Source organism: Psychrosphaera aestuarii, assembly GCF_017948405.1.
Lineage (GTDB): Bacteria > Pseudomonadota > Gammaproteobacteria > Enterobacterales > Alteromonadaceae > Psychrosphaera > Psychrosphaera aestuarii.
Genome location: NZ_CP072844.1, coordinates 2,105,618 through 2,127,461, shown reverse-complemented (window position 1 = coordinate 2,127,461; position 21,844 = coordinate 2,105,618). Strand labels below are relative to the sequence as shown.

Here is a 21,844-nt window from a genome sequence, read left to right as displayed (position 1 = left end):
AATGGACATGACTAATCCAACAAAAAAAAGCACAAGCGGTAAGAACTTGTTTAAATCACTTTCATTGACGAAAGTAGTACCAGGGGTATTGGCCTTAATAGCGATATTTAACTCTTATTTTATTGTTATAGAAGGACACGTGGGCGTTGTTAAACGCTTTGGTGAAGCCATGCACCAAGAAAATCCGGGGCTCCACTTTAAAATTCCATTTATTGAAACGGTCGAAAGCATTGAAGTAAGAACACGCAAAAACGCCGAAAAAATGGCTTCGAGTACAAAAGAGCAAATGCCGGTCACAATTGAAGTATCAGTTAACTGGACCGTAAACAAAGAAGCTGCGCTTGACCTGTTTAAGCGTTACGGTGGTTTAACACAATTTGAACAACGTATTTTAGATCCTCGTTTTCGTTCAGCGACAAAAGATACCATTCCTCAATTTGAAGCAGAGCAGCTAATTCAAGACCGAGCTACAGCCATCCAAGGTATTGAGCGTCGCCTAACGGCTGAAATGGAAGGTTTTCCAGTTATTGTTGATAATATTCAAATAGAAAATATCGTGTTGCCAACTAAGTACATTAATTCGATAGAAATTAAGCAAACTGAAAAGAACTTAGCGGCCGCAGAAGAGCACAAGCTTGAGCGACAACGTCTAGAAGCGTTACGTGCAGTAAATACCGCAGACGCTAAAGCAAAAGGCATTTTAAAAGTCGCAGAAGCCGAAGCACAATCAATTTTACTGAAAGGTAAAGCCGAAGCTCAAGCGATTGAAGCAAAAGCAAAAGCCCTAAAAAACAACCCGCTAATTGTTAAGTTAACCGAAGCCCAAGCCTGGGACGGAAAACTACCTTCTACTATGATGGGCGAGGGCGCTATGCCAATTATGGATTTAAGAAACAAAGACGGACAATAATGTAATGCCTAGACTAACTTCTGTTGCACTTGCGTTTTTAACAATATTAATAGTTTCTTGTACGACAGAAGTTAGCCTCAATGAGAAAGTAGAACCAGCTAATAAAGATGAAAACTTATTGGTGACAGGCATAACTTTCAATACGCATTCAAATATTGAAAATAATGAAAAAGACAATAACAACGTCACACAAATTTTAATTTCGTTTAATAAAAAAATTGCGATTCCTGGCTCCGTTCCAGCAAATAGCCAGCTACGGTCTATTATTACGTCAAACATATCAAAAGAGCAGTGTAATTGGCATTTTGTCACACTAACTCAACTATCATGTAGACTCTTATTCCCACTGACTCCACAAACTGAGTTTTCAGTTGCAGTAAAACCTACTTTTTCAGCACTTGGACAATCGTTAAAAAAAGAGTTTGTAGCGAATTTTAAAACAGACTTGCCAAACTTTAAATTTGAACCAAACGGTAAATGGAATGATTTTCCCTCAAGTGTATCTTTGATTGAAAGTAAGCCGTATGGTTTTTTTGGTAAAATCTCTGATATCAAAAAAGCAGAACAAGAAGAACTTATAGATAAGCTTGTACAGTCTATACGCCTTAAAACACCAAGTGGAGAATTGGAACCCGTCACAGTTAAAAGTCATGATGATTCGTGGCAAAAAAAGCACAGTCTTTATTTTGAAGAGTCAGAAGAAGGAAAGGAAACAAGTGCGCAAACAGGGCGAGAGGAAGGCGAATATGAATTGGTATTACCAGCGGGCTCAAAATTGTCACCGTCGTCATTAACGATTGTTGAAGATGTCACACTTTTTACATTCTCTTATCGGAAAGACCTTACATTTTTAGGCTTTTATTGTGGTTCTGACTCTTATCCTTGGACCTATATACCGGTTGAAGTTAACGCAAGTGGTGTATTACCCTGCCGACCAGAAAGGGTAGTGTTAGCATTTAATGATGTACTCTACGAAAACGCATATGGACGAAACTCAAGAAAAATCGATGATTTAGCATGGCTAACAGGCGGTGAAACAACAAATAGGTTTGTTAGGAAATTCCAAGGGCGTGCAATGCACAGTATGAATCTAGAGGGTAATACACAGTATCAGTTGAATTTAGAAAAAGTCGTATCGCTGAACGGTCAAAAAATCAAAAGCCCTGAAACAATTAATTTCAAAACTGAACATGCAACACCTATTTGGGAGTTCGACGATACCGCCGGAACAGTCGTCGAAAATAGAAACAAAAACCAGTCAGGTCCTGTACTGCATAGAAAAAATGTAGAGCTTATAAAATATCAATCTAGAGTTATTACATCAGCCGAATCGTTACTTGCTTTCCTAAATGAAACGGTTAGTGACAAACACTTTGAGGGAACCTTCAAATCTATTGACGCGCCAGCAGGGGTTGAGAATTCATGGTTTAAGCAACCAGTTCCATTTTTGTCTGAACTAAACAACTCGAGTGGGCTTGTAGAAGTCACTCTTTCAGGAAAGAGTGCTGGCTGGGATAACGCGATTTTAAGTGAAAAGATACGAAAACATATTCTGCAGTCTGCTGACTTTAATGTTTCGATTTGGCGAGATCATAATGTGTTTGTAAAGGTTTCAGATTGGAGCGGCGAGGCCATTATGAATGTATCTGTATCGCTTGTGTGTAGTACGTCGGATTCTGTAAAACGTTTGGGAAAAACAGATAAAAATGGCTCCTTATGGTTAGAACAAGAAGAGTTAGGAAATAAACTATCGGAAAATTGCTGGTTGTGGGTAGAAAAAGAGCATCAAAAAGCCGCCTCACGACTACCAGAGCCAAGCAATAGCGCGATTTCAATAATAAAAGCACAGGCATGGAGTACACAGCCTGTTTATTTACCAGGTGACACTGTTTTTATAAACTTTATTTCTAGAGTTCGCACGGACAATGGACTAAAACCTCTTAATAGCTTTGATGATTATTCTGTTGTTCTAAAGGCTGATGGTCGAGATATTGAATATGTTTTACAAATGGAGAAGCCAACAAAAGAAGGTTTTTCATCGACTCGTTTTGACCTTAGCTCGGATCTTAACTCAGATGTCCAGTTAGGGAATTATTCTTTTTATATCGTGCACACTTCATCAGGGTTAGAGAAAAAGATTGGCGAATTTTATGTTGGTGAGTTTACCCCACCTGAATTTGAGTTTGACGTTGAAAACCTAGAGGTTGCTTATAAAGGTGACGCACCGTTAGTGAATATAAGTGCAAGAAGAATGAACGGTGGCAGACTTTCCAATGCTAAAGCAACGGTTAAATATCATTTTTCTCGAAGTTATGACGTACCCAGACATTGGCCTCGAGGCTATGAGTTTATTTCCTGGCAAGACTATGACAAAAATGACACAAGTTCATCTAAAAGTGGTGCAATAGATTTAGAGATGGACTCTTTAGGCCAAGGTAAAGCGACTATGCCAAGAGTGCGTAGCTCGTTGCCAATGGCGAAGATAAATTTTAATACGATAGTGATTTCTAAGTCAGGGGAGTCGCAACATAAAAGCAGTAGCGCGCGATATTTTTCAAGAGAGCACTATCTTGGAACTAAATTTAACCAAGATACACAAACGCTGAATGTAGTTGCTGTTGATAAGTTTGGAAAAAGCGTCAACGACCTAAACGTATTGGTAGAAGTTTACCCAAGAAGTAATGAAGAACCTGCTAAAAAAGACTTAATAACCTTCTGTCGACTATCAAAATTACCAAGCTCTTGTGATCTAAGCGCATTAGATATAGCCGACACCGACACGGTTAAAAGCTACATAATACTATTGAAAAGTGATAACGAATCTGTGACATGGTATCGCTCTATTAATATTCAACCTAAAGCTAAAATGGATGCGGAAAGCCAATTATTAAAATTTGAATTTGAATCGCTAAAGGCCGAATTAATCGCAGGCCAAAGAGCGGAGTTGATATTAAATTCGGATGTCGAGGGTTTAGCAACGTTTATTGTACAAACAGGCACAAAAAGTACGTTAGTCTATAAAAGGTTACATAAAGGGCAAAACAAAGTTTCCTTCGATGTCACTCAAGCGTGGTTGCCCTATGCTCGGGTCTATGCCTTTTTAGCTGTGGGGCACGCAACAATTAAAGATAAAGTCGCGAGTCTGTTAAGTGCAGAAATGGGCGAATCTGACGCAGATAAAAACATGGTGAAAAACAAGCTAAATCGGCAACGGCTGTTAAATACTTCTATTCAAATTGAAACTCGTAGCAACAATCCAGAGCATGAGTTAAATATAGCGCTGTTAGACAATACTGGCATACCGATTATTGATGAAGTTAAGGCCGGAGAACAAATTAAAATATCTCTTACTTCGACATTCGATGCTGATGCACAAGTTTGGTTAGTCAACGATGCTTTGCTTCCTATGCTCCAAAAGCAAAATTCGAGCTATGATTTTGCTCAAGACTTATGGCGTCGTTGGGGGTTTGATAGGTCAGTACAAATCACTTCATTAAGTGACAACTTGGTGTTCGATGAAGCAACTTTGAACCCGACAGAAAAAAGTAGCGTGCAGAGAAGAAGCCGGGTGCCACCACCTCCAGCCAAAGTCGCTGGTATGTCCGCTTCATTTAATATTCCTAGCATTGATATTCAAGATGAAAAAAATATCGATATGTCTCAGTCAGTATTTTTAAAATCTCAAAGGCTCATTGCGGGTGAAGTAACAACCATAAATGTACAACTGCCAAGTCTAATAGGTCGTTGGAAAATTATGGTACTAAGTGCACAAAATGATCATGTACGCCTTGATAATAAAGTCTTAAAAACCGTACAAGATATAGAATATAGTTTACAAGCGCCGAAAAGTATTTATGAAAATGACCAAGGTGTATTGTCTATAGAGCAGATCAATAAAACCAATTCAGCAGTGACTGACACAATTACTTTATGGCTAGGTAATGAACCATTTAAAACCTTCGTTGTATCTTTACGGCCTGATGAGCAGAGTAAACGTGTTATCGAAATGCCGAACTTAGCGCCGGGTCTCTATCAATTTGTATTGGTTAGCAAGAGGCAAAGCAGCTTTGCAACACGACAAACGGTTTTAGTAAAAAGTAGTGAAATCGACAGTACAAAGCGTTTCATATTAGACAGTACGCAAAACAAAATTGTTGTACCGTTAGAAGCTGACACTCAACACATGATATTGTCGGCGTCGCCAATCTCAGAAGTTGGCCCAGATTGGTTAGGGCTATCAAACTTCAATAAAAATTATACCCATCAATGTTGGGAGCAAAACATTTCTCGTGCGGTTTTATATAGCAACAACGCTTACGCTAGAGAAATGTGGCCAGAAGGTAAAGCTATTTTGAATAAGCAGATCAATAGCTTCGTCAACCCTTATGCCTCAGAAGGCTTGTTTTCCTATTTCCCTAATCAAAACCCAGATCTGTTTTTAGGCATGTACACTTATTTAGTTTTGGGGTGGTTAAAAAACACCGATATTGATTTTCCGTTTGATGAGTCTGTATTTTCTAAAGCGTCGGAACGACTTAATCAGACTGATTCTATTTACACCATGTTTAATACGAGAGGCAGTTCCCTAAACACGGTAAAGAGTATGTTGCTATTGGCACAAGCTGAAAATAGCCAAATAGGTCTTCAAGAAGCATTAATAGAAAGGCAGAACTTGGGCACATCGGAACCTTTTGCAACGGTTCTTCAAGCGTTGGCGCTCAAAAAGTTAGGTGCAGATAGGATTACTTATATAAATGAAATAAAAGCGCTTAGTCACAATAGTTACGTTGATACATATCAGAATATTTTTAATGAAAATAGTCAGAAGTGTTTTATGGCTATGGTTTACGACAAGACAGATCCTGAGCAGGCTGCATTGGAGTTAGAACTTCTATTGGAGCAACAAAAAAGTGGACACTTTGGCTCTACATTTGCGAATGCTGTGTGTAGTCAGTTATTCAAAGGTAAAACCGGAATTAGAGAGTATCAGCCGATAGATTATAAAGTGGATGTATCAAAACAGAGCGAAGTAGGTGGTAGTATATTAAGTTTTGATCTCAACGCGGTTCTGGAAAAAGAAGGTAACACTTCTCAGAACAATACTCAGAACAACACTCAGAACAACACTCAGAAAAACAATGTTGCTTTGGAGTTGCGCTATAAAAAGAAACTAACAGACATAACTCAACATCAGCAAGGGATGAGTTTATCTAAAGAATATTTTGTTTATAACACCGGTGAGTGGGTAAAACTCTCTGATCCTATGTTGGTCAAGGTTGGCGATATTGTAAAGGTCGAAATAAACCTTAGCTCTCCCGTTGAACGCTCGCAAGTTTCTGTGGTTGATAGCGTACCGGCAGGATTTGAGCCAATAAACCCAGACTATGGTAATCAGTTTTATCGTGATAGCCGAGATTCTGGCTGGTTTGCATCAAATCAATTAGAGTTTAGGAATGGTAAGGCTTTTGATTACTTGAAAACGCTAACGACTAAGCCTATGTCATTAGTATATTTTAATAGAGTACGCCATTCAGGGATCTTTAACATAGGCCCAGCAGCTGCGGAAACTATGTACCGTAATGATGTTAATGCAAACACTTCTAGTAAAACCATAAGAATAGAACCATGGAAAAAGTAGTATCTCGTTATTCTACAGTTTTAACCTTAATGGTTTTGTTACTACTTTCTTTTTCAAGCCAGGCTGTGTTTATGAATGCCCAAGCTCAGCAGCAGTTGAGTAAAGAGGAACTCGAACATCTATCCACCTTATCACCAACATTACTGTCACAAGTTCGTTTTGCTCCAGAAGCCATACTCACACACCCAAAAAGCAACGTAAAAGTACTGACTAAATACGAGCTTTTCGGTAATCGCAATGACATACCAAAAGCGGTGCAGGCTGCAATTATTGATAATGAAAAAGTGGTTTGGCAAGGCTCAGGTATTTATAGCGACGTTGTTTTTTCTAACAATGGAAACTCAATATTAGTTGCTGAAATATCATCAACTCAACGCACTTTTTATACGTACAAACGAGGTGATAAAAAGGTCTCTGAAAAACAGGTTTTGTTTCCCCAGCCTATCGAAATGACATTTCATTATCACGGAGAAACCCAATTTTTAATTAGTGACGATAGTCTTTCTTTGGTGTCATTCAGAGTAAAAGCGGACAATGGGATACAAGATATAAAAGTTTGTTCGATGCACGACACTCAATCAACGGTAATTGATGAGACGTTGTGTTGGTCTTATGACGGCGCTTTATCGAGCTCTTCAAATGATCATGCGGTTAACAATCTGTGGTTAGGCGATAACAATGAGCTTTATACGGTTTCCTATAAAAACCAATATTACGAGGTGGTTAGTGATGGAAAAACAAAGTATCGAACTAAGTATTATGGCGAGTTAACTAAAATTAAAAATGGCAACGTAACTTGGCAAACAAAGCTTTCGCCAGAAGTTAACTGGGAGTCAACTTGGCTTGAAGGTTATGATAATTTACTTCTATTAAAAACCAAGGAGTTTATCAGCGTTTACAGTCAGTTCAGTGGCCAGCGCCTTTGGTCGGCAGGCGTTAACGATTTCAAACGGCCATTAGCTCCGCTTTACAATGCGTTTATTGAAGGTGATATGTTAATTATGCCAAGTAAAAACGGGGTAGACCGCTCTGTAAAACACTTAGATGACTTAACGACCAAGGCGCTGTAGCTTATTAGTAAGGTAGTTACTTCTTTGTATAGAAAAGCGTTAAAAGTGGTTTTTGATAAAATAAGCAACTGAATGTATTTTATAAAACCCGCATAAGGTGGATGGCATTCCAACCAACAAAAATAGCAATAGCATAGCTAAGTAGCGTACCTAGCATCATGTATTCCGTCAGTTTCATATCGGTATTTTTTGTTAAGTCACCAAAGCGAAATATAGTTTTTGCGGCTACTAAAAACGCGATACCGGCAAACTGACCCATAAAAATAAATGAAATGGTTAAACATCGCTCAAGGTAGCCAATCCATGCACCTGCTGCTTCTAAGCCTTTATCACCGGCTTCTTCAGCCAAATGTTGAGTGTGTTTATTAAGTGCCAAACTAATGAGTACAGAGGCCGGTTTACAAACCAACAAATACGCCGTAGCGAAAATGACATTGCTGGTTGTAAGTAGGTCACCAAAAGTACGGCTTAGTTGCTCAAAAGTAACATCAGATATCACAAGCCCAACGCATAAAATGACCAGGATATGAATTAGCTGGTCGATTAAAAATGTCGTTAACGTTGCCGGTAGATGCGACTTGCAAAGATCAGTTAAAAAATGGGTCGTTGCGATAATAAGGCCAACTAACAATGCAGTAAATATAGACACATCACTGACTATCGCCGCCAATATGCTGAGTGCTAGGTGAATAACGGTGTGTTTATACAAGCCTTTTGAGGAAACATGATTGGTATTGCGACAATCAACCCACGCCTTTGGCTGCAAGTAAAAGTCACCGATAAAATGTGCGAGCAATAAAAAAGCGAACAAATCCATTTTTGATCCAGCCTAACTAATCCAATAATTCATTTATGTAATTCACATAGTCTCTCACTAAATGGGCGCCCATGCTACTTAACCTATTGCTAATATTCTGTCGACTTGTACCCATCAACTCTGCTAGGTGTTTGTGTTCAGGAAAGTCATTATCTATATAGGCTAGCAACAAATTAGCTTGTGACGTCGTTAAATTATTTAATGTTTGATTAAAAAACTGGTTAAGTAATTTAAACCCTTCAGGAGAAAGGCTAGGCGAGTTCTTTGTTATTTCAGAAGTATTTGTATTATTTACGAATTGTAGCAATAAGTCACCACGGTTAGCATTATCTAAGCCATGACCAGAAGCTATATAAGCTGGACCTGACGAGGCACTTGGTAATTCATTAAATGAATCATAAGGGCCAAACGCAAGCGATAAGGTACATGGGATATTAAGTTTAAATCGTAATGCGCTTGTTAGTGCACATTTAGGTTGTGAATAATGAAGCTGAAACTCATCACCGCGATATATATCCCCACGGGCATTACTTTTTTTATATTCAGCTAATATAAGTTTCTTTAGCGTTTCTATTGTTTGTGAATATTGACGACTGGACATTTTACTTGAATGAACGACGTCACCGGTTAACACTGCAATCATATTTAATCACCCCTTAGGCAACTATATAAGGTTGCAAACCTAAAGGCAACCAAATTAGATTGCTTTTTAATATGCAATTAAATAAGGTTGCCTAATGATCAAACTAAGACGATAACTTGACTTTTATTGAGCTTTTTTCTGCCATGCAAACTGTTCGAATGGCTTGTCAACTGGCGTGTTTGCAATATGGTTGGTGTAGTTACTAATTACTTTTTGTGAAACACCTAAAATGATCTCTAGCACTTGACGCTCGCCATAACCAGCTTCATAAAACGCATTAAGTGACTTTTCAGACACTCTTCCGCGTTCTCTGACAATTTCTAATGTCATGTCTAATAACGCTTGCAGTTTAGCCGATGGTAGTGGCTGCTCGTTTCGTAAAGCGTCAATTAGTTGTTGGTCTACTTTCATTGAGTGGGCAATACCGGTGTGAGCCGGAACACAATAAGTACAGCCGTGCTCAACATTAATACCCTGCCAAACAACGGTTAATTCTTCGGCGTCAAATGACGTGTTTACAAACAACTCATGCATTTGTTGGTACGCATCTAAGGTACTAGGTGCGCTGGCTAATACGCCGTGTAGGTTTGGTAGCATGCCGTACGCATCTATAGACTTTTGAAGTAACGGTTTACTTTCAGCAGGCGCAGACTCAAGAGTTTGTATTGTTAATTGTGTCATTTCATGTTCCTTAACTTAGTTGTACCGGTTGGTATGAAATGAATTGTACCGATCGGTATTTTCAAGTCAAGCATAGAATTAATGAGACTATTTGTTAATTTTTTTGATGTAAGACTCCATCAAGGACATTATCAACAACGCATGATAATTCTGCCAGTGTTGCGCCTGAACGAGCCATTGATGCTGTGCCTTTTAACACGGTATACAAGGTCAATGCGATATTATTGGCGTTCTTATCTAGACCTCGCTTGATTGATTGTGCATCTGTGGTTAGCAAGTCGATTAAGACATTTTGGGGTAACGCATCTAACTCTCGTAACTGCTGCGCCGCCGATTCTGGAATATCGCCACCAGCGAGTTCAGACTGGCAAAGCACTAGATAACAGCCCTTGGGGTGATTAGACTCACATTGCATAGCGACAATTGAATAGAGGTAATTTTTAAGACGCTGAATAAGGTCAATATTTGGCTCATATAAAAAACGTAAATGGGGCTTCATTTTTTGTTCTACATAATAAGAAGTCGACTTAACAAAAAGCGCTTCTTTATTGCCAAACGTACTGTACATACTTGGTTTGTTAATACCCATACTTTCAGTTAATGCAGACAAAGACGCTCCAACATAGCCTTTGCTCCAAAAAACATGCATTGCGGCTTCAAGTGCCTCTAACTCGCTAAAGGATTTTTTTCGTCCGCTTGTCATTTGTCGTTAACCTTAAAATTCGTAAACCTTTGTATTGTACCTATCAGTATGTAATCTTCAAGTTGGCATTTTTTATTAGAAAAAATTAAAGTTTCACTATTTGGACATATCTTATGCTTATTGGTTGATATAGATCGCTATTCCACACCTTTAAAATATGTATAATGCTGAAAATTAGATTGAAACAAATATTCAAGGATAACTTATGTCTAACTGTTTACACTTGGCAATTCCTGCTGGAGACTTGTCAGTAGCGAAGAAATTTTATTGTGACATTTTGGGCTGTAAAACGGGCAATTTTGAAGAAGGTCGTTGGGTTGATATCGATTTTTGGGGCAATGAGCTTACATTACACGAGAGTAAAGAGCGATTGCCTACCGTACGTCACGATGTAGATATGGGCGCGGTAGCAGTTCCGCATTTTGGTATTCACTTAAAAGAAGACGAATTTCAAGCTTTAAAGCAACGCATTGAAAGTGCTGGGCTTGAGTATTTAGACAAGCCTTATCGTCGTTTTGTTGGTGATGAGTATGAGCAAGAAACGTTTTTTATCGAAGATCCAAACGGTAACGTATTGGAAATGAAAACTATGGTGAACCCTGAAGTACTCTTCAAGGTTGATGCTTAAAATTACTAATTATATATACCTCTATGGCAGTTAGGTCATGACGTACGTATATTAAGAATTAAACCCCAATCATTGAGTTATCAATCGTTGGGGTTTTTTATTAAGTAATCGCCAAACATTCAAGTACAAGTTATAACACTAGACTTTGATTCGTGTACTTAAGACGATACACCAAGTTCTGAAGTTAGTTTACTTGAAGAAGAGCTTTCTTTGGCTGAATAGGGCCGCTCAGCTTCGTTATTAACAAGTCCTTCTGATTGTCCAACCACCAGTGCAGTAACCGCATCGCCAGTAATGTTTGTCGCAGTGCGCATCATATCTATAATTCTATCAATCGCGGCAATTAGAGCGATGCCTTCTAATGGTAAACCAACGGCGTTTAGCGTAACGGTTAACATGACTAACGCTGCACCAGGTACACCAGCGGTGCCAATACTGCTGATCACGGCGGTAAATGAAATCATGGCGTAGTCGGTATAATCTAATGAAATTCCATAGAGGTGAGCTATAAAAATAGCGGCGATAGCGGGGTAAATGCCACCACAGCCATCCATATTTGCGCTAGATCCAATGTTTGCCACAAACGAGGCATAACCTTTCTCGACTTTCAAATTGTCGGCAATAACTTTAGTCGTAACGGGTAAGGTCGCATAACTACTACATGTAGAATATGCCGTAACTTGGGCTTCAAATATGTTTTTGTAAAATTTAATGGGGTTCATTTTTCCAAACACAGAGACAAGCGATGAATATGTGAACGCCATATGGAGTAAACAAGCGGCATAAACGGCTAATATAAACTGAGCCAGCGGAAGCATGGTTTCTAAACCAAATTGACTAATAGTGGCGGCCATTATTGCAAATACCCCAATAGGCGTAGTGGCTAAAATTATTTTCATCAACGAACTCATGACGTCATTGCCAGCGGTAATAAAAGCTTTAAAAGGCGTTGCAGATGGACCTGTTTTTAATACCGCAATGCCAAGTAATACTGAAAAGACAACCACAGGTATAACTTTTCCATCCGCCATTGCATCAATGATGTTTGCTGGAATAAAACCAGTTAGCACTTCGGCAATACTAGGAATGACTTTCTCTTTTGTAACGGCAGGAGTTAAGTTTATTCCTGAACTCCAATCAATCGCACTACCAATGGTTAAGCCAATTAAACTGGCGATAAAGGCGGTTACTAAGAACACGGCAACCGTTTTTAACCCCAGCCGCTTTAATTTTTGTGGATCCGAGAAGTTAAAAATAGACGATACGATGGAAAAAAACAGTAATGGGATTACGACCATTTTAATGGCGTTGATGTATGCGGTGCCGATAGGTTTTATAGCTAAAGCCGCACTTTCAAATAATAGGCCAAACACAATTGCTGCAACAAAAGCGAAAAAAATTTGTTTCGATAAAGACCATGAAAAAAAACGAGTCACTGTGTTATGCCCCTAATTAAATTTAAGGGGCGATAGTAATATTTAAAAAGGTTATAGATAATTGTTTTTATATATCAATAATAGATATCAAATAACAAACTTAACTAATTTTGCATTATAAAAGCTAAAACGACATAGCAACGTTTGCTACTATAAAATCGACAAGTCATTGGTCATCAATAATTGTTTTATTAGTTTGTGATGTTCGTTCGAACTTACTTTTATTAACGCAGAGACAAAATCAAGTGCAACAGCAGGACGATTCGGTGGTTGATGTTGTGACCATATCTGCTGAATAGCCGAAATAATGACTTTATCGCCAAGTTCACTGCGTAACTTCGCAAACACTAATGTTGCCCTAGAATACTGATGATGTGGCTGCTGCTCGTCAATTAGAGCACTTGGTTTAACCGAATTAGTACGTTCGGTCAATTCAAATCGGCGACGTTCATAATCAATGAGGCCTTGCATAGTTGTTTTCCCGTAATGCTTTTCGATAACGACAAGCTCTACATATTTCGCCATCGCTTCAATCAAAAAAGAGCCGTCTTCAATTACACCATTGCCGAGTTGATGACCAAACCATTGGTGCGCCGTTTCGTGTACCGCGCGGCGGTAACGCTGATCAAAGGTTGCTTGTTCATTCGGTAGGGCTCTAAAGGCGTTCCGGTTTGAAACAAACATAATTTGTGGCAACGCATATCCAGTTATACCAACTTCAGGAAGGCTAACTAAAGTAAGTTGTTCAGCTGGGTATGGCGCTATATGAGTAGAAAACCACGATAACGTATCTTTTATTGCGGTTAGGTTTGTATTGTAAGCGTCTGTTAGCTTAGCTCCTTGTGGAGCAACAATGTTGATATTTACCGATTTTTTGGTGGTTTCGTTAATATTTTCATCGACAAATAATTCGCTATGTAACGATGATGCTGGAAACGACAACCAAGCTGGAATTGCTCTAATTGGTTTTGATGTTTGATAAACAAATACATTGCGCCCAGTGCTTTTTTGGTAGGACGATGAGACAAGCTTGCCTTGTGTCAACGCGGTTTGGTCAGCTTCAGTCGTGATAATCGTACGCATATTAGTCCACTGATAAGCACGATCTTCTTTGGCAAAGAATTGTGGCGTTAGTTCACTTGGTTTTGATAAGTGTAATTCAGGCAGTTCATGCTCTTTTCTCAACAAAGGATCTCGAAGCTGATAAGTAGTTTGAAAACCAATAAGCGGGAGTAAAGGCATCGCACGCAAATAGCTAATCGATGGGTCGATAAATTGATGTCCCCCCACTGGCCACAAACTCGGTTGTTCGTAGGTAAACGAAAAAATTGCCGTCATTTCATCACCTGGAGTAAGTGGCGTTGCTAAATGAATGACTGCTTGTTTAAGTGTTTCATCGAGCTCAATTTTTTCATAGTTTGATGCATCTATGCCAGGTAGTTCATGATTACCATATTGAGAAATAAGCACTTTATTAATGTTGGTATTTGATTTGTTTTTTAGACGGTAGCTAATTGCAAACGTTGCTCGATGATCTGCTGGATATAAGTCAACTTTCGATTCTATATTAACGATGACAGGTTGAGGATGAGTCGCCCAATTTTTATATGATTTTTCGTAAGACGCTTTCCAAAGCTCTCGCTTATGAGAATTAGTCAACGGCTTTTCTGTGATTAATGAAAAGTGCAAATTCAAACCGACCATTGTGGTCAGCACAATAGAAACAGCTAAGCTAATTTTGGTCGTAGATTGATAATCTCGTTTTGTTGGTAAGCGAAGTTTGGAACTAGCTATACCGGTTCCTCGATGACTTACGGTAATAGCAGTTAATACAACGCTTACGCTAACACACAGCCAAAATGTCATATACGGCCAATAAACCGAAGCACTTCGAGCATAACCCCAAAATAAGTCTGGGTCTTGAATAGGCGTACCAGCGATATTCCAAAGGGTATGCGTGAGTCCAAACGCGGTGGTAACAGGTGTAAACTTAATTATGATGACTAAAAAAATGGTAAAGGCGGCCATCATCTTGTTTCGAATAATATGCTGCAAAGACACGACCAATGTGCCTAAAACAACAAGAGGTAACAACTGATATGTCATCACCACAACATAATGACTGAGTAATATTTTACTGTTAGTAAATATTTCAGCACAAAGACTAGCGAAAGTGGCAAGACTTATTAAAAGTAGCGCCATTATTGTTATTACAACAACATGTGATAAGACTAGTTGCAGATTATTAAAGTGGGCACTAGCGTGAATTTCAGCAAAACGAACCGTGTGTTCGCGCCAACAAAGCTGCCAACTCCAAAAGCAAATAATAATTGCGCCAAATACCGGCATAATATCTGACGAGATTCGATTTAAGGCGTCGACGGAGGTTGGGAGAAGCCGCGACATTGCTTCAACATAGTCTATGCCTGAGGCAACTTCGCTAAAACATAAAAACGGCCATAGTACTAATAAACCAATAGAGGTAGGTGTTCGGAGCAAGCTCAACAACGAAGTGTGAACCAAAGTTGTAAACAAGGTGGTCTTTTTATTAATAGTAACAGTTTTACTATTTGTATTGAGTATTTTACTCGAACTTTGGTTTGTGCCGTACACGGTAATTTTGTCAGTATTATTACTGGGATTACGAGAGGACATATTTAACGGCCGTCTAAGCAGGTAATACAGCCCGATTAAACTTAAAATAGTGAAACAAGCGCGATTGATGAAATAGGTGAAACCAAAATGTTGATTCGGGCTATTGATGTTATCGAATACAGCGGTAAGTCCGTACGGGTCAAGCCACAGCATGGCTTCATAAAATGAAGGACTGTTAATTTTGCTGCCAGCTAATATAGGTGAACCTAGTGTGCTACTCATAACAATGTAGCCAATCCAAATTACGCCTAATATTGCGGTTAAAATAAGTGTCACATTAAGTACGTTGGTATTGCGCTGAATTAATACCAAACAAACAAAAAGTGAAAATGTAGAAAGCACTAAAATTGACGGCAGTTGCGAGATAAATAGTGTTTGTAAGGTAAGGACAACAACACCATCAAGGTGGTTTGTTTGCAAAATGAATGAACTAAGTATCATTAGATCAGTAATAAATATAGCGATAAAACAAACGCCTACAGCGCTAAGCCAACGATATAGCCACTTTCGACTATGTGTAACTGGCGCGGCAGCAATCAGGCTATCCATGCCACTGTTGATATCACGTAAAAATAGCGAATTGGTAATGACCAAAATCATAATTGGCAAAACGAGCAAGACAAAACCGTGCAATTTAATGATCAACTGACTGCTTGGCTGAACCACGTCGACGGATACGCCGTTTGCAAAAATGTAAGCAAACGCAATAAGCAACAGGCCACCAACGGCAACGATTGGCTGTCGAATTAGAAACTTTAGTTCGTTCGTGATCATCGTTCAGTGCTCGATTTTATTTGTTCTAAAAAGTATCTATCTTGAAGCGTGGGTGTTGACAGACTTGCGTCTTCGTTTGGCTGCTTGTCACTAAAAATACGAAACACAGGATCGCCGTAACAATATGTCTTATTGAGCAAAACGTTTGACGCTTGATCAGGAAAATCGGCGTGGTTATTGTTTCTTGGTGGTTTGGAAGAGCGCCATACTTTATTGCGTAACGGTTCAAGTAAGTTTGGAATGTTGCCACTAACAACTATTTTGCCATTGAACTGCATGGCCACAAATCGACACAGGTTCTCTACATCTTCAACAATATGTGTTGATAATAAGACGAGACGATCTTTACTTATATTGACTAATACGTCGTTTAAGCGCTGGCGTTCAACTGGATCTAATCCTGCGGTGGGCTCATCCATAACTATTAATTTGGGATCACCTAATAAGGCTTGGGCTATGCCAAAACGTTGCTTCATACCACCTGAGTAATTGGCCACGGATTTATTGGCGGCCTTGGTTAAATTAGTCAGCTCAAGGAGTTGAGGGATCTGCTGTTCACGCTGTGTTAAGGTTAAGCCCTTTAATACCGCCATATGCTCTAATAAGGCGATACAGGACATATGTGGATAAACACCAAATTCTTGTGGCAAGTAACCCAATGTTTTACGTAAACAATCGGGCCTTTCCAGCACATCAATGACATTAATCCCGTTTGTAAATAAAACGGAACCAGAGTCTGCAGCTTGTAGTCCGGCAATCGTGCGTAATAAAGATGATTTTCCGGCGCCGTTTGGCCCTAACAAACCGACCATGCCACTCGGAAAGTTTATCGTTATGTTTTGCAGTGCCTTGGTGCCATCGGAATAGGTTTTGGTAACATTGTTTAACGTAAGCATGTGAATCCTTTTGCAAATAACCGTTATGGAATTAGCTTACTCAATACAAATTTTAATACGAGTATTGAATGATGAAAGGACTCGTTTACGTGACAAAGGGATAAATTGAGATTAATTGGCTAGTTTTTACGTTAGTCATTTATATTGATACTTTTGTCATTGCGTATTTGCAACTGTCTGAAAAAGCTAAGAAGATGACGATTGTTAGGGCTAAAATTTATAACAGGGTTGTGATGAGTCGCTTTATTTGTTTATTACCGTTATGCGCGGCAGTTTTGATTGAAGCGCACATTCGCTTTTTGTCATTCAGAACCTCAAATTCTCTAGACTTCATGGGTATTGCAGTTCAGCTAATGATGGAGTCTTTACCTATACTCATCACACATTATTTTATTTTTAAACCGACGATTAAAAAGCAGACAAACAGTAACAAACGTAACCAGGTTAACGCGCTCGTTCATTCAGCGTCCAATGCTGAACTTGTTACATGGCACAAAAAGTTGAGACCGCCACTTAACCAATTGCTTAAACCTGCATTATGGTTCACGTGCTTGTTTTTATATCCCCCAATACTAATTAGTATGGACATAGGAGAGTTTTCTCACTTTGAGTTATTTGAGTCTATTTTATTTAGCTTCCAGGCATGGCTGTTCTTTATTATTGCCAGCGTTCTTAGCATGTTAAATCATTTTTTATCAGGTAAGCATAAAAGTAATACCGACTCTATTTTAGCCAACCTTTTTTCGCTAAATACGATTGTGATAATTGGTATTGTGGTTTGGAGTATTATGATGGCAGGGGTCTTTAATGGTTATAAAAACCCTATGGCAAGCCAACCTTTAAACTTAGTGATTGATGTTATGCTTATCTTTTCTGAGTTTCCTACTTTTATTGGCTACTTTTGGCAATTTTTAATTTTAGGTTTTCTTGTTGGATTTGTGTATTTTGTTAATCGCTATTTTTTTATCCGTCAGCTACTTTCAAAATACGGCGTGTTATCCTTTTTGGCATCTACACTCATTTTTATCGTTTTACTGACACCTTTGCTGTCGTGGCTTGCCTTACAATTACCGTTAAATGAATACAAATTTACTTTGATACCCTCGGGCGATCATAATCCGTTTGATATGGCGAATTATCGATTTACGTTTTTCTTATTTGCGATATCTACACCTATTGTTTTGGCCTTTGAACGACAGCAACAAGAGGTAGAAGTCAGCCGTATTAAATCCATGCAAACATGGACAGAATTGAAGTTACTGCAACAACAAATTAATCCACACTTCTTATTTAATACCCTAAATAATCTTTACGCGTTAACACTGACTAAGTCTGAACAAGCGCCTGAGATGGTGATGAAATTGTCTAATTTGCTTCGATATACCGTATACGACGGTCAATTAGCACTAGTTGAATTAGAGAAAGAAGTTAATTACTTAAAAGATTTTATCGCGTTACATGAAATTAGGTTGAGCAAGGCTCATACAGTAGAAACTTCTTGGCCAGACCAACAAAAACAGCATGTAATCGCGCCACTGTTATTAATTAATATCGTTGAAAACGCTTTTAAATATGGTGTTCAGTCTGGTGGTGGTGATCCCGCTGCAGCAATAAAAATCACGTTAACTCTAACGGGAAATAGCTTGTTGCTAGTTTGCGAAAATCCGATTCTTAAAGAGCCTAAGCATCATCAAAAGGGCGTAGGATTAGATAACCTCAAGCGTCGTTTGTCGTTATTGTATCCAAACCAACATTCGTTATCGACGTCCAGCGTTAGTGACGTTTGGCAAACTAGATTGCAAATAGAGTTGAAACCAGTTAGTGAAGCTAAGCCAAAGAGAACGATAGCTCAATCGGCAGGTTCAAAAGAGTAATTCAAAAGAGGAGGGTTCGAGCGGTGATTAACGCGATTATTGTTGATGATGAGCCTTTGGCACACCAAGTTTTGCTTCATCATATAAAGGAATACAGTGACATTAATGTTGTTGAACAATTTACGAGTCCGGTAAACGCATTGTCCTGGTTGGCGAAGAACAAAACAGACTTAATTTTTTTAGATATCAATATGCCGCTGTTAAATGGCATCGATTTATTAAAGGTGTTAACTAATCGACCGCAAGTCGTTATTGTTAGTGCTTATCAAGAGTATGCGATTGAAGGCTTTGAGCTCGATGTGACCGATTATTTATTGAAACCAACGTCAGCAGAACGGCTCTCAGTGGCTCTCGATAAAGTGAGACAAAGACACGCACTACAATTAAATATAACGAGTAATATAGAAGCTCGGGAGTCAGAGACGCACGACAATTTTATTGTCTTAAAAGTGAATCGTGAAAAGCGCAAGTTTGAGTTTGACCATATTGACTATATTGAAGCCTATGGCAATTATGTGAAAGTATGGGACGGTTCACAGATGGTATTGGTCAATAGTACCCTAAAAAGGGTATTGGCAGAGCTTCCTGAAGCCCTATTTACACAAGTCCACAAGTCCTATGTAGTAGCAAGGTCAAGAGTTTCGGCAATTGATCAAGAAGGGTTGAGTTTAAGTAATGGTATTAAAATAAAAATTGGTAAGTCGTTTAGACAAAAAGCGTTAAATATCCTCTAGTATTAACCTTAATAACTTATTAAACCCTGACTTTAACCCAATAATAGGTAGTGATTTATTGGTGCTCGAGTAACTTTGAGGTAAAGTTGTATCAAACCAATAAAAAGAACATTTTTAAGGGATATAAATGAATAGCAAAAAACTAATTTTAGGCAGTGCCTTGTTGTCATCGTTAATGATCGCAGGTTGCCAAACGCCTCAATCAGAACCTTCAGGTAAAAAAGTGGTTAAACCTATCGTTTCAGAAAATTACACCGCGGTTACCTACCCAGACACGCGAAAGGGTGATGTAGTTGATAATTACTTTGGTACAGACGTCGCCGATCCGTATCGTTGGTTAGAAGATGACATGAGTGCCGAAACGGCAGACTGGGTTAAAGCTCAGAACAAAACTACTTATAAATACCTAGACTCAATCCCTTATCGAGCTAAAATCGAAAAGCAATTAGGCGAATTGTTAGATTACGAAAAAGTAGGCATGCCATTTATCGAAGGCGATTACACCTATTTTTACAAAAACGACGGGCTACAAAACCAAAGTGTTTTATACCGCAAAAAAGGTGACGGCGAAGCCGAAGTATTTTTAGATCCTAACTCATTTAGTGCCGACGGCACTGTTTCTATGTCGGGTATCACTTTTTCTGAAGATGGCTCTTACGCCGTGTATTTGATATCGGAAGGCGGCAGTGACTGGCGTAAAGCGCGTATTATCAATACCAAAACGAAAAAGCAAATTGGTAATGATCTTGTTGATTTGAAATTTAGTGGCATCGCATGGGTTGGCAACTCTGGCTTTTACTATTCAAGCTACGACAAGCCAAAAGGCAGCGAGTTGTCAGCAAAAACTGATCAACACAAGTTGTACTTCCACGTTTTAGGCACGTCACAAGCGGAAGATAAATTAGTTTATGGTGGCACAGACGCTGAAAAACATCGCTATGTTGGTGCTGATGTAACAAGTGATGGTCGCTACTTATTAGTATCGGCTTCTGTTTCGACCTACGGCAATAAACTATTGTTAAAAGATTTAAGTCGTCCAAATTCAAAGTTAAAAACCATTGTTGATGACACTAAGTCTGATATTTCACTGTTGGCGAATAAAGGAAAAACCATTCTTTTATTAACCGATCGTGATGCCCCAAATAAAAGGGTTGTTAAATTAAACGCAAGTAAACCAACGCCAGAGAATTGGGTTGATGTTATTCCTGAAACAGAAAATGTATTGTCAGTTTCAAAAGGCGGCGGTTACATATTTGCTCGATACATGAAAGATGCGACGTCTTTAATCCAGCAATTTGACCTTAAAGGCAACAAAGTTAGAGATATAGCCTTACCGGAAGTGGGCAGTGCTGGTGGTTTCTACGGCAAAGATTCACAGGCAAAAGTATACTACTCGTTTAGCAACTACAAAACGCCTCGTACTATTTTCTCGCTAGACGTTAAGTCAGGTAAGTCTGAAGTTTACAACAAGTCTGCTGTGAAATTTAATAGCGATAATTACGAGTCAAAACAGGTATTTTATACGTCTAAAGACGGTACTAAAGTTCCTATGATCATTACCCACAAAAAAGGCTTAAAGTTAGACGGCTCAAACCCAACTATTTTATACGGTTATGGTGGCTTTAATGTAAGCTTACAGCCTGGCTTTAGTTCAACACGTGCAGCTTGGCTTCAGCTTGGCGGTGTGTATGCCGTTGCGAACCTTCGTGGTGGTGGTGAATACGGTAAGAAATGGCATGATGCGGGTACTCAAATGCAAAAACAAAATGTATTTGACGACTTTATTGGCGCTGCTGAATACCTAATTGAAAGTAAAATTACGTCGTCAGAAAAATTGGCAGCTATGGGTGGCTCAAATGGTGGCCTTCTTGTTGGTGCAGTAATGACGCAACGTCCAGAGTTATTTAAAGTGGCATTACCAGCGGTTGGTGTTTTAGACATGCTTAGATACCATACATTCACAGCTGGTGCTGGTTGGGCTTACGACTATGGTCGTTCAGATGACAATGCAGAAATGTTTAATTATCTGTTAGGTTACTCGCCTGTTCACAATGTGAAAAAAGGCGTTGAATACCCAGCAACTATGGTAACAACTGGCGATCATGATGATCGAGTTGTGCCTGCTCACTCGTTTAAGTTTGCCGCTGAACTTCAAGCAAAACAAGCGGGTAAAAACCCAGTATTAATTCGCATTGAAACCGATGCAGGCCATGGCGCAGGAACGCCAATTAGTAAAACTATTAAGCAATATGCTGATATTTATGGCTTTACACTATATAACATGGGTGTAGAAAACATCTAAGCAAACGTTATTGGTCAACGCCAATGTGTTAAATAAGAGCAAAATAGTCTGTCGTTTTAACGCCATGCTATTTTGCTTTTTTT

Annotated in this window: 14 protein-coding genes; 7 read left to right on the top strand and 7 right to left on the bottom strand. The window is 39.0% G+C overall.

All coding sequences use genetic code 11. The features are described 5' to 3' along the window. The first annotated feature begins 7 nt into the window (after window positions 1-7). From J9318_RS09660 to J9318_RS09650, 3 genes are read left to right on the top strand one after another with little or no spacing between them, the layout of a single operon-like run. Window positions 8-910: a prohibitin family protein gene (locus tag J9318_RS09660; protein ID WP_210562424.1), complete on the top strand. Its 903-nt coding sequence runs from the start codon at window positions 8-10 to the stop codon at window positions 908-910. 4 nt (window positions 911-914) lie between these two features. Then, window positions 915-6,548: an alpha-2-macroglobulin family protein gene (locus J9318_RS09655; protein WP_210559724.1), complete on the top strand. Its 5,634-nt coding sequence runs from the start codon at window positions 915-917 to the stop codon at window positions 6,546-6,548. Beyond that, a complete protein-coding gene (locus J9318_RS09650; RefSeq protein WP_210559723.1) occupies window positions 6,536-7,618 on the top strand; it encodes a hypothetical protein in 1,083 nt (360 codons plus the stop codon). Before J9318_RS09655 ends, J9318_RS09650 begins: the two co-directional genes overlap by 13 nt. A gap of 79 nt (window positions 7,619-7,697) precedes the next feature. On the opposite strand, the gene J9318_RS09645 is transcribed toward J9318_RS09650, so the two are convergent. The 4 genes from J9318_RS09645 to J9318_RS09630 form a co-directional block, all read right to left on the bottom strand. Beyond that, complete coding sequence (locus J9318_RS09645) at window positions 7,698-8,435, bottom strand: DUF3307 domain-containing protein (protein ID WP_210559722.1); 738 nt, start codon at window positions 8,433-8,435, stop codon at window positions 7,698-7,700. Between the two features lie 16 nt (window positions 8,436-8,451). Further along, the gene (locus tag J9318_RS09640) at window positions 8,452-9,078 is read right to left on the bottom strand and encodes a hypothetical protein (RefSeq protein WP_210559721.1); all 627 of its coding nucleotides are present in this window, start codon (window positions 9,076-9,078) and stop codon (window positions 8,452-8,454) included. A gap of 123 nt (window positions 9,079-9,201) precedes the next feature. After that, the gene (locus J9318_RS09635) at window positions 9,202-9,759 is read right to left on the bottom strand and encodes a carboxymuconolactone decarboxylase family protein (protein WP_210559720.1); all 558 of its coding nucleotides are present in this window, start codon (window positions 9,757-9,759) and stop codon (window positions 9,202-9,204) included. Between the two features lie 94 nt (window positions 9,760-9,853). Next, complete coding sequence (locus J9318_RS09630) at window positions 9,854-10,462, bottom strand: TetR/AcrR family transcriptional regulator (protein ID WP_210559719.1); 609 nt, start codon at window positions 10,460-10,462, stop codon at window positions 9,854-9,856. A 205-nt stretch (window positions 10,463-10,667) separates the two neighbouring features. Between J9318_RS09630 and J9318_RS09625 the strand changes: the two genes are divergently transcribed. Beyond that, on the top strand, window positions 10,668-11,090 hold the full coding sequence (locus tag J9318_RS09625) for a VOC family protein (protein ID WP_210559718.1): 423 nt from the start codon (window positions 10,668-10,670) through the stop codon (window positions 11,088-11,090). A gap of 158 nt (window positions 11,091-11,248) precedes the next feature. Here the strand turns inward: J9318_RS09625 and J9318_RS09620 are convergent, their stop codons facing one another. From J9318_RS09620 to J9318_RS09610, 3 genes are all read right to left on the bottom strand, one after another. Continuing rightward, window positions 11,249-12,526, bottom strand: a complete 1,278-nt coding sequence (locus J9318_RS09620) for a dicarboxylate/amino acid:cation symporter (protein ID WP_210559717.1) — start codon at window positions 12,524-12,526, stop codon at window positions 11,249-11,251. A gap of 150 nt (window positions 12,527-12,676) precedes the next feature. After that, window positions 12,677-15,955: a M1 family aminopeptidase gene (locus J9318_RS09615; protein WP_210559716.1), complete on the bottom strand. Its 3,279-nt coding sequence runs from the start codon at window positions 15,953-15,955 to the stop codon at window positions 12,677-12,679. Next, a complete protein-coding gene (locus J9318_RS09610; protein ID WP_210559715.1) occupies window positions 15,952-16,851 on the bottom strand; it encodes an ATP-binding cassette domain-containing protein in 900 nt (299 codons plus the stop codon). The genes J9318_RS09615 and J9318_RS09610 overlap by 4 nt, the downstream gene beginning before the upstream one ends. A gap of 233 nt (window positions 16,852-17,084) precedes the next feature. On the opposite strand from J9318_RS09610, the gene J9318_RS09605 reads away from it, so the two are divergent. The 3 genes from J9318_RS09605 to J9318_RS09595 all read left to right on the top strand — a co-directional run bounded on the left by J9318_RS09605 (window position 17,085) and on the right by J9318_RS09595 (window position 21,761). Next, on the top strand, window positions 17,085-18,725 hold the full coding sequence (locus J9318_RS09605) for a sensor histidine kinase (RefSeq protein WP_210559714.1): 1,641 nt from the start codon (window positions 17,085-17,087) through the stop codon (window positions 18,723-18,725). Window positions 18,726-18,748: 23 nt separating this feature from the next. Continuing rightward, window positions 18,749-19,459, top strand: a complete 711-nt coding sequence (locus J9318_RS09600) for a LytR/AlgR family response regulator transcription factor (protein ID WP_210559713.1) — start codon at window positions 18,749-18,751, stop codon at window positions 19,457-19,459. Window positions 19,460-19,586: 127 nt separating this feature from the next. Continuing rightward, a complete protein-coding gene (locus tag J9318_RS09595; RefSeq protein ID WP_210559712.1) occupies window positions 19,587-21,761 on the top strand; it encodes a prolyl oligopeptidase family serine peptidase in 2,175 nt (724 codons plus the stop codon). Window positions 21,762-21,844: the final 83 nt, after the last annotated feature.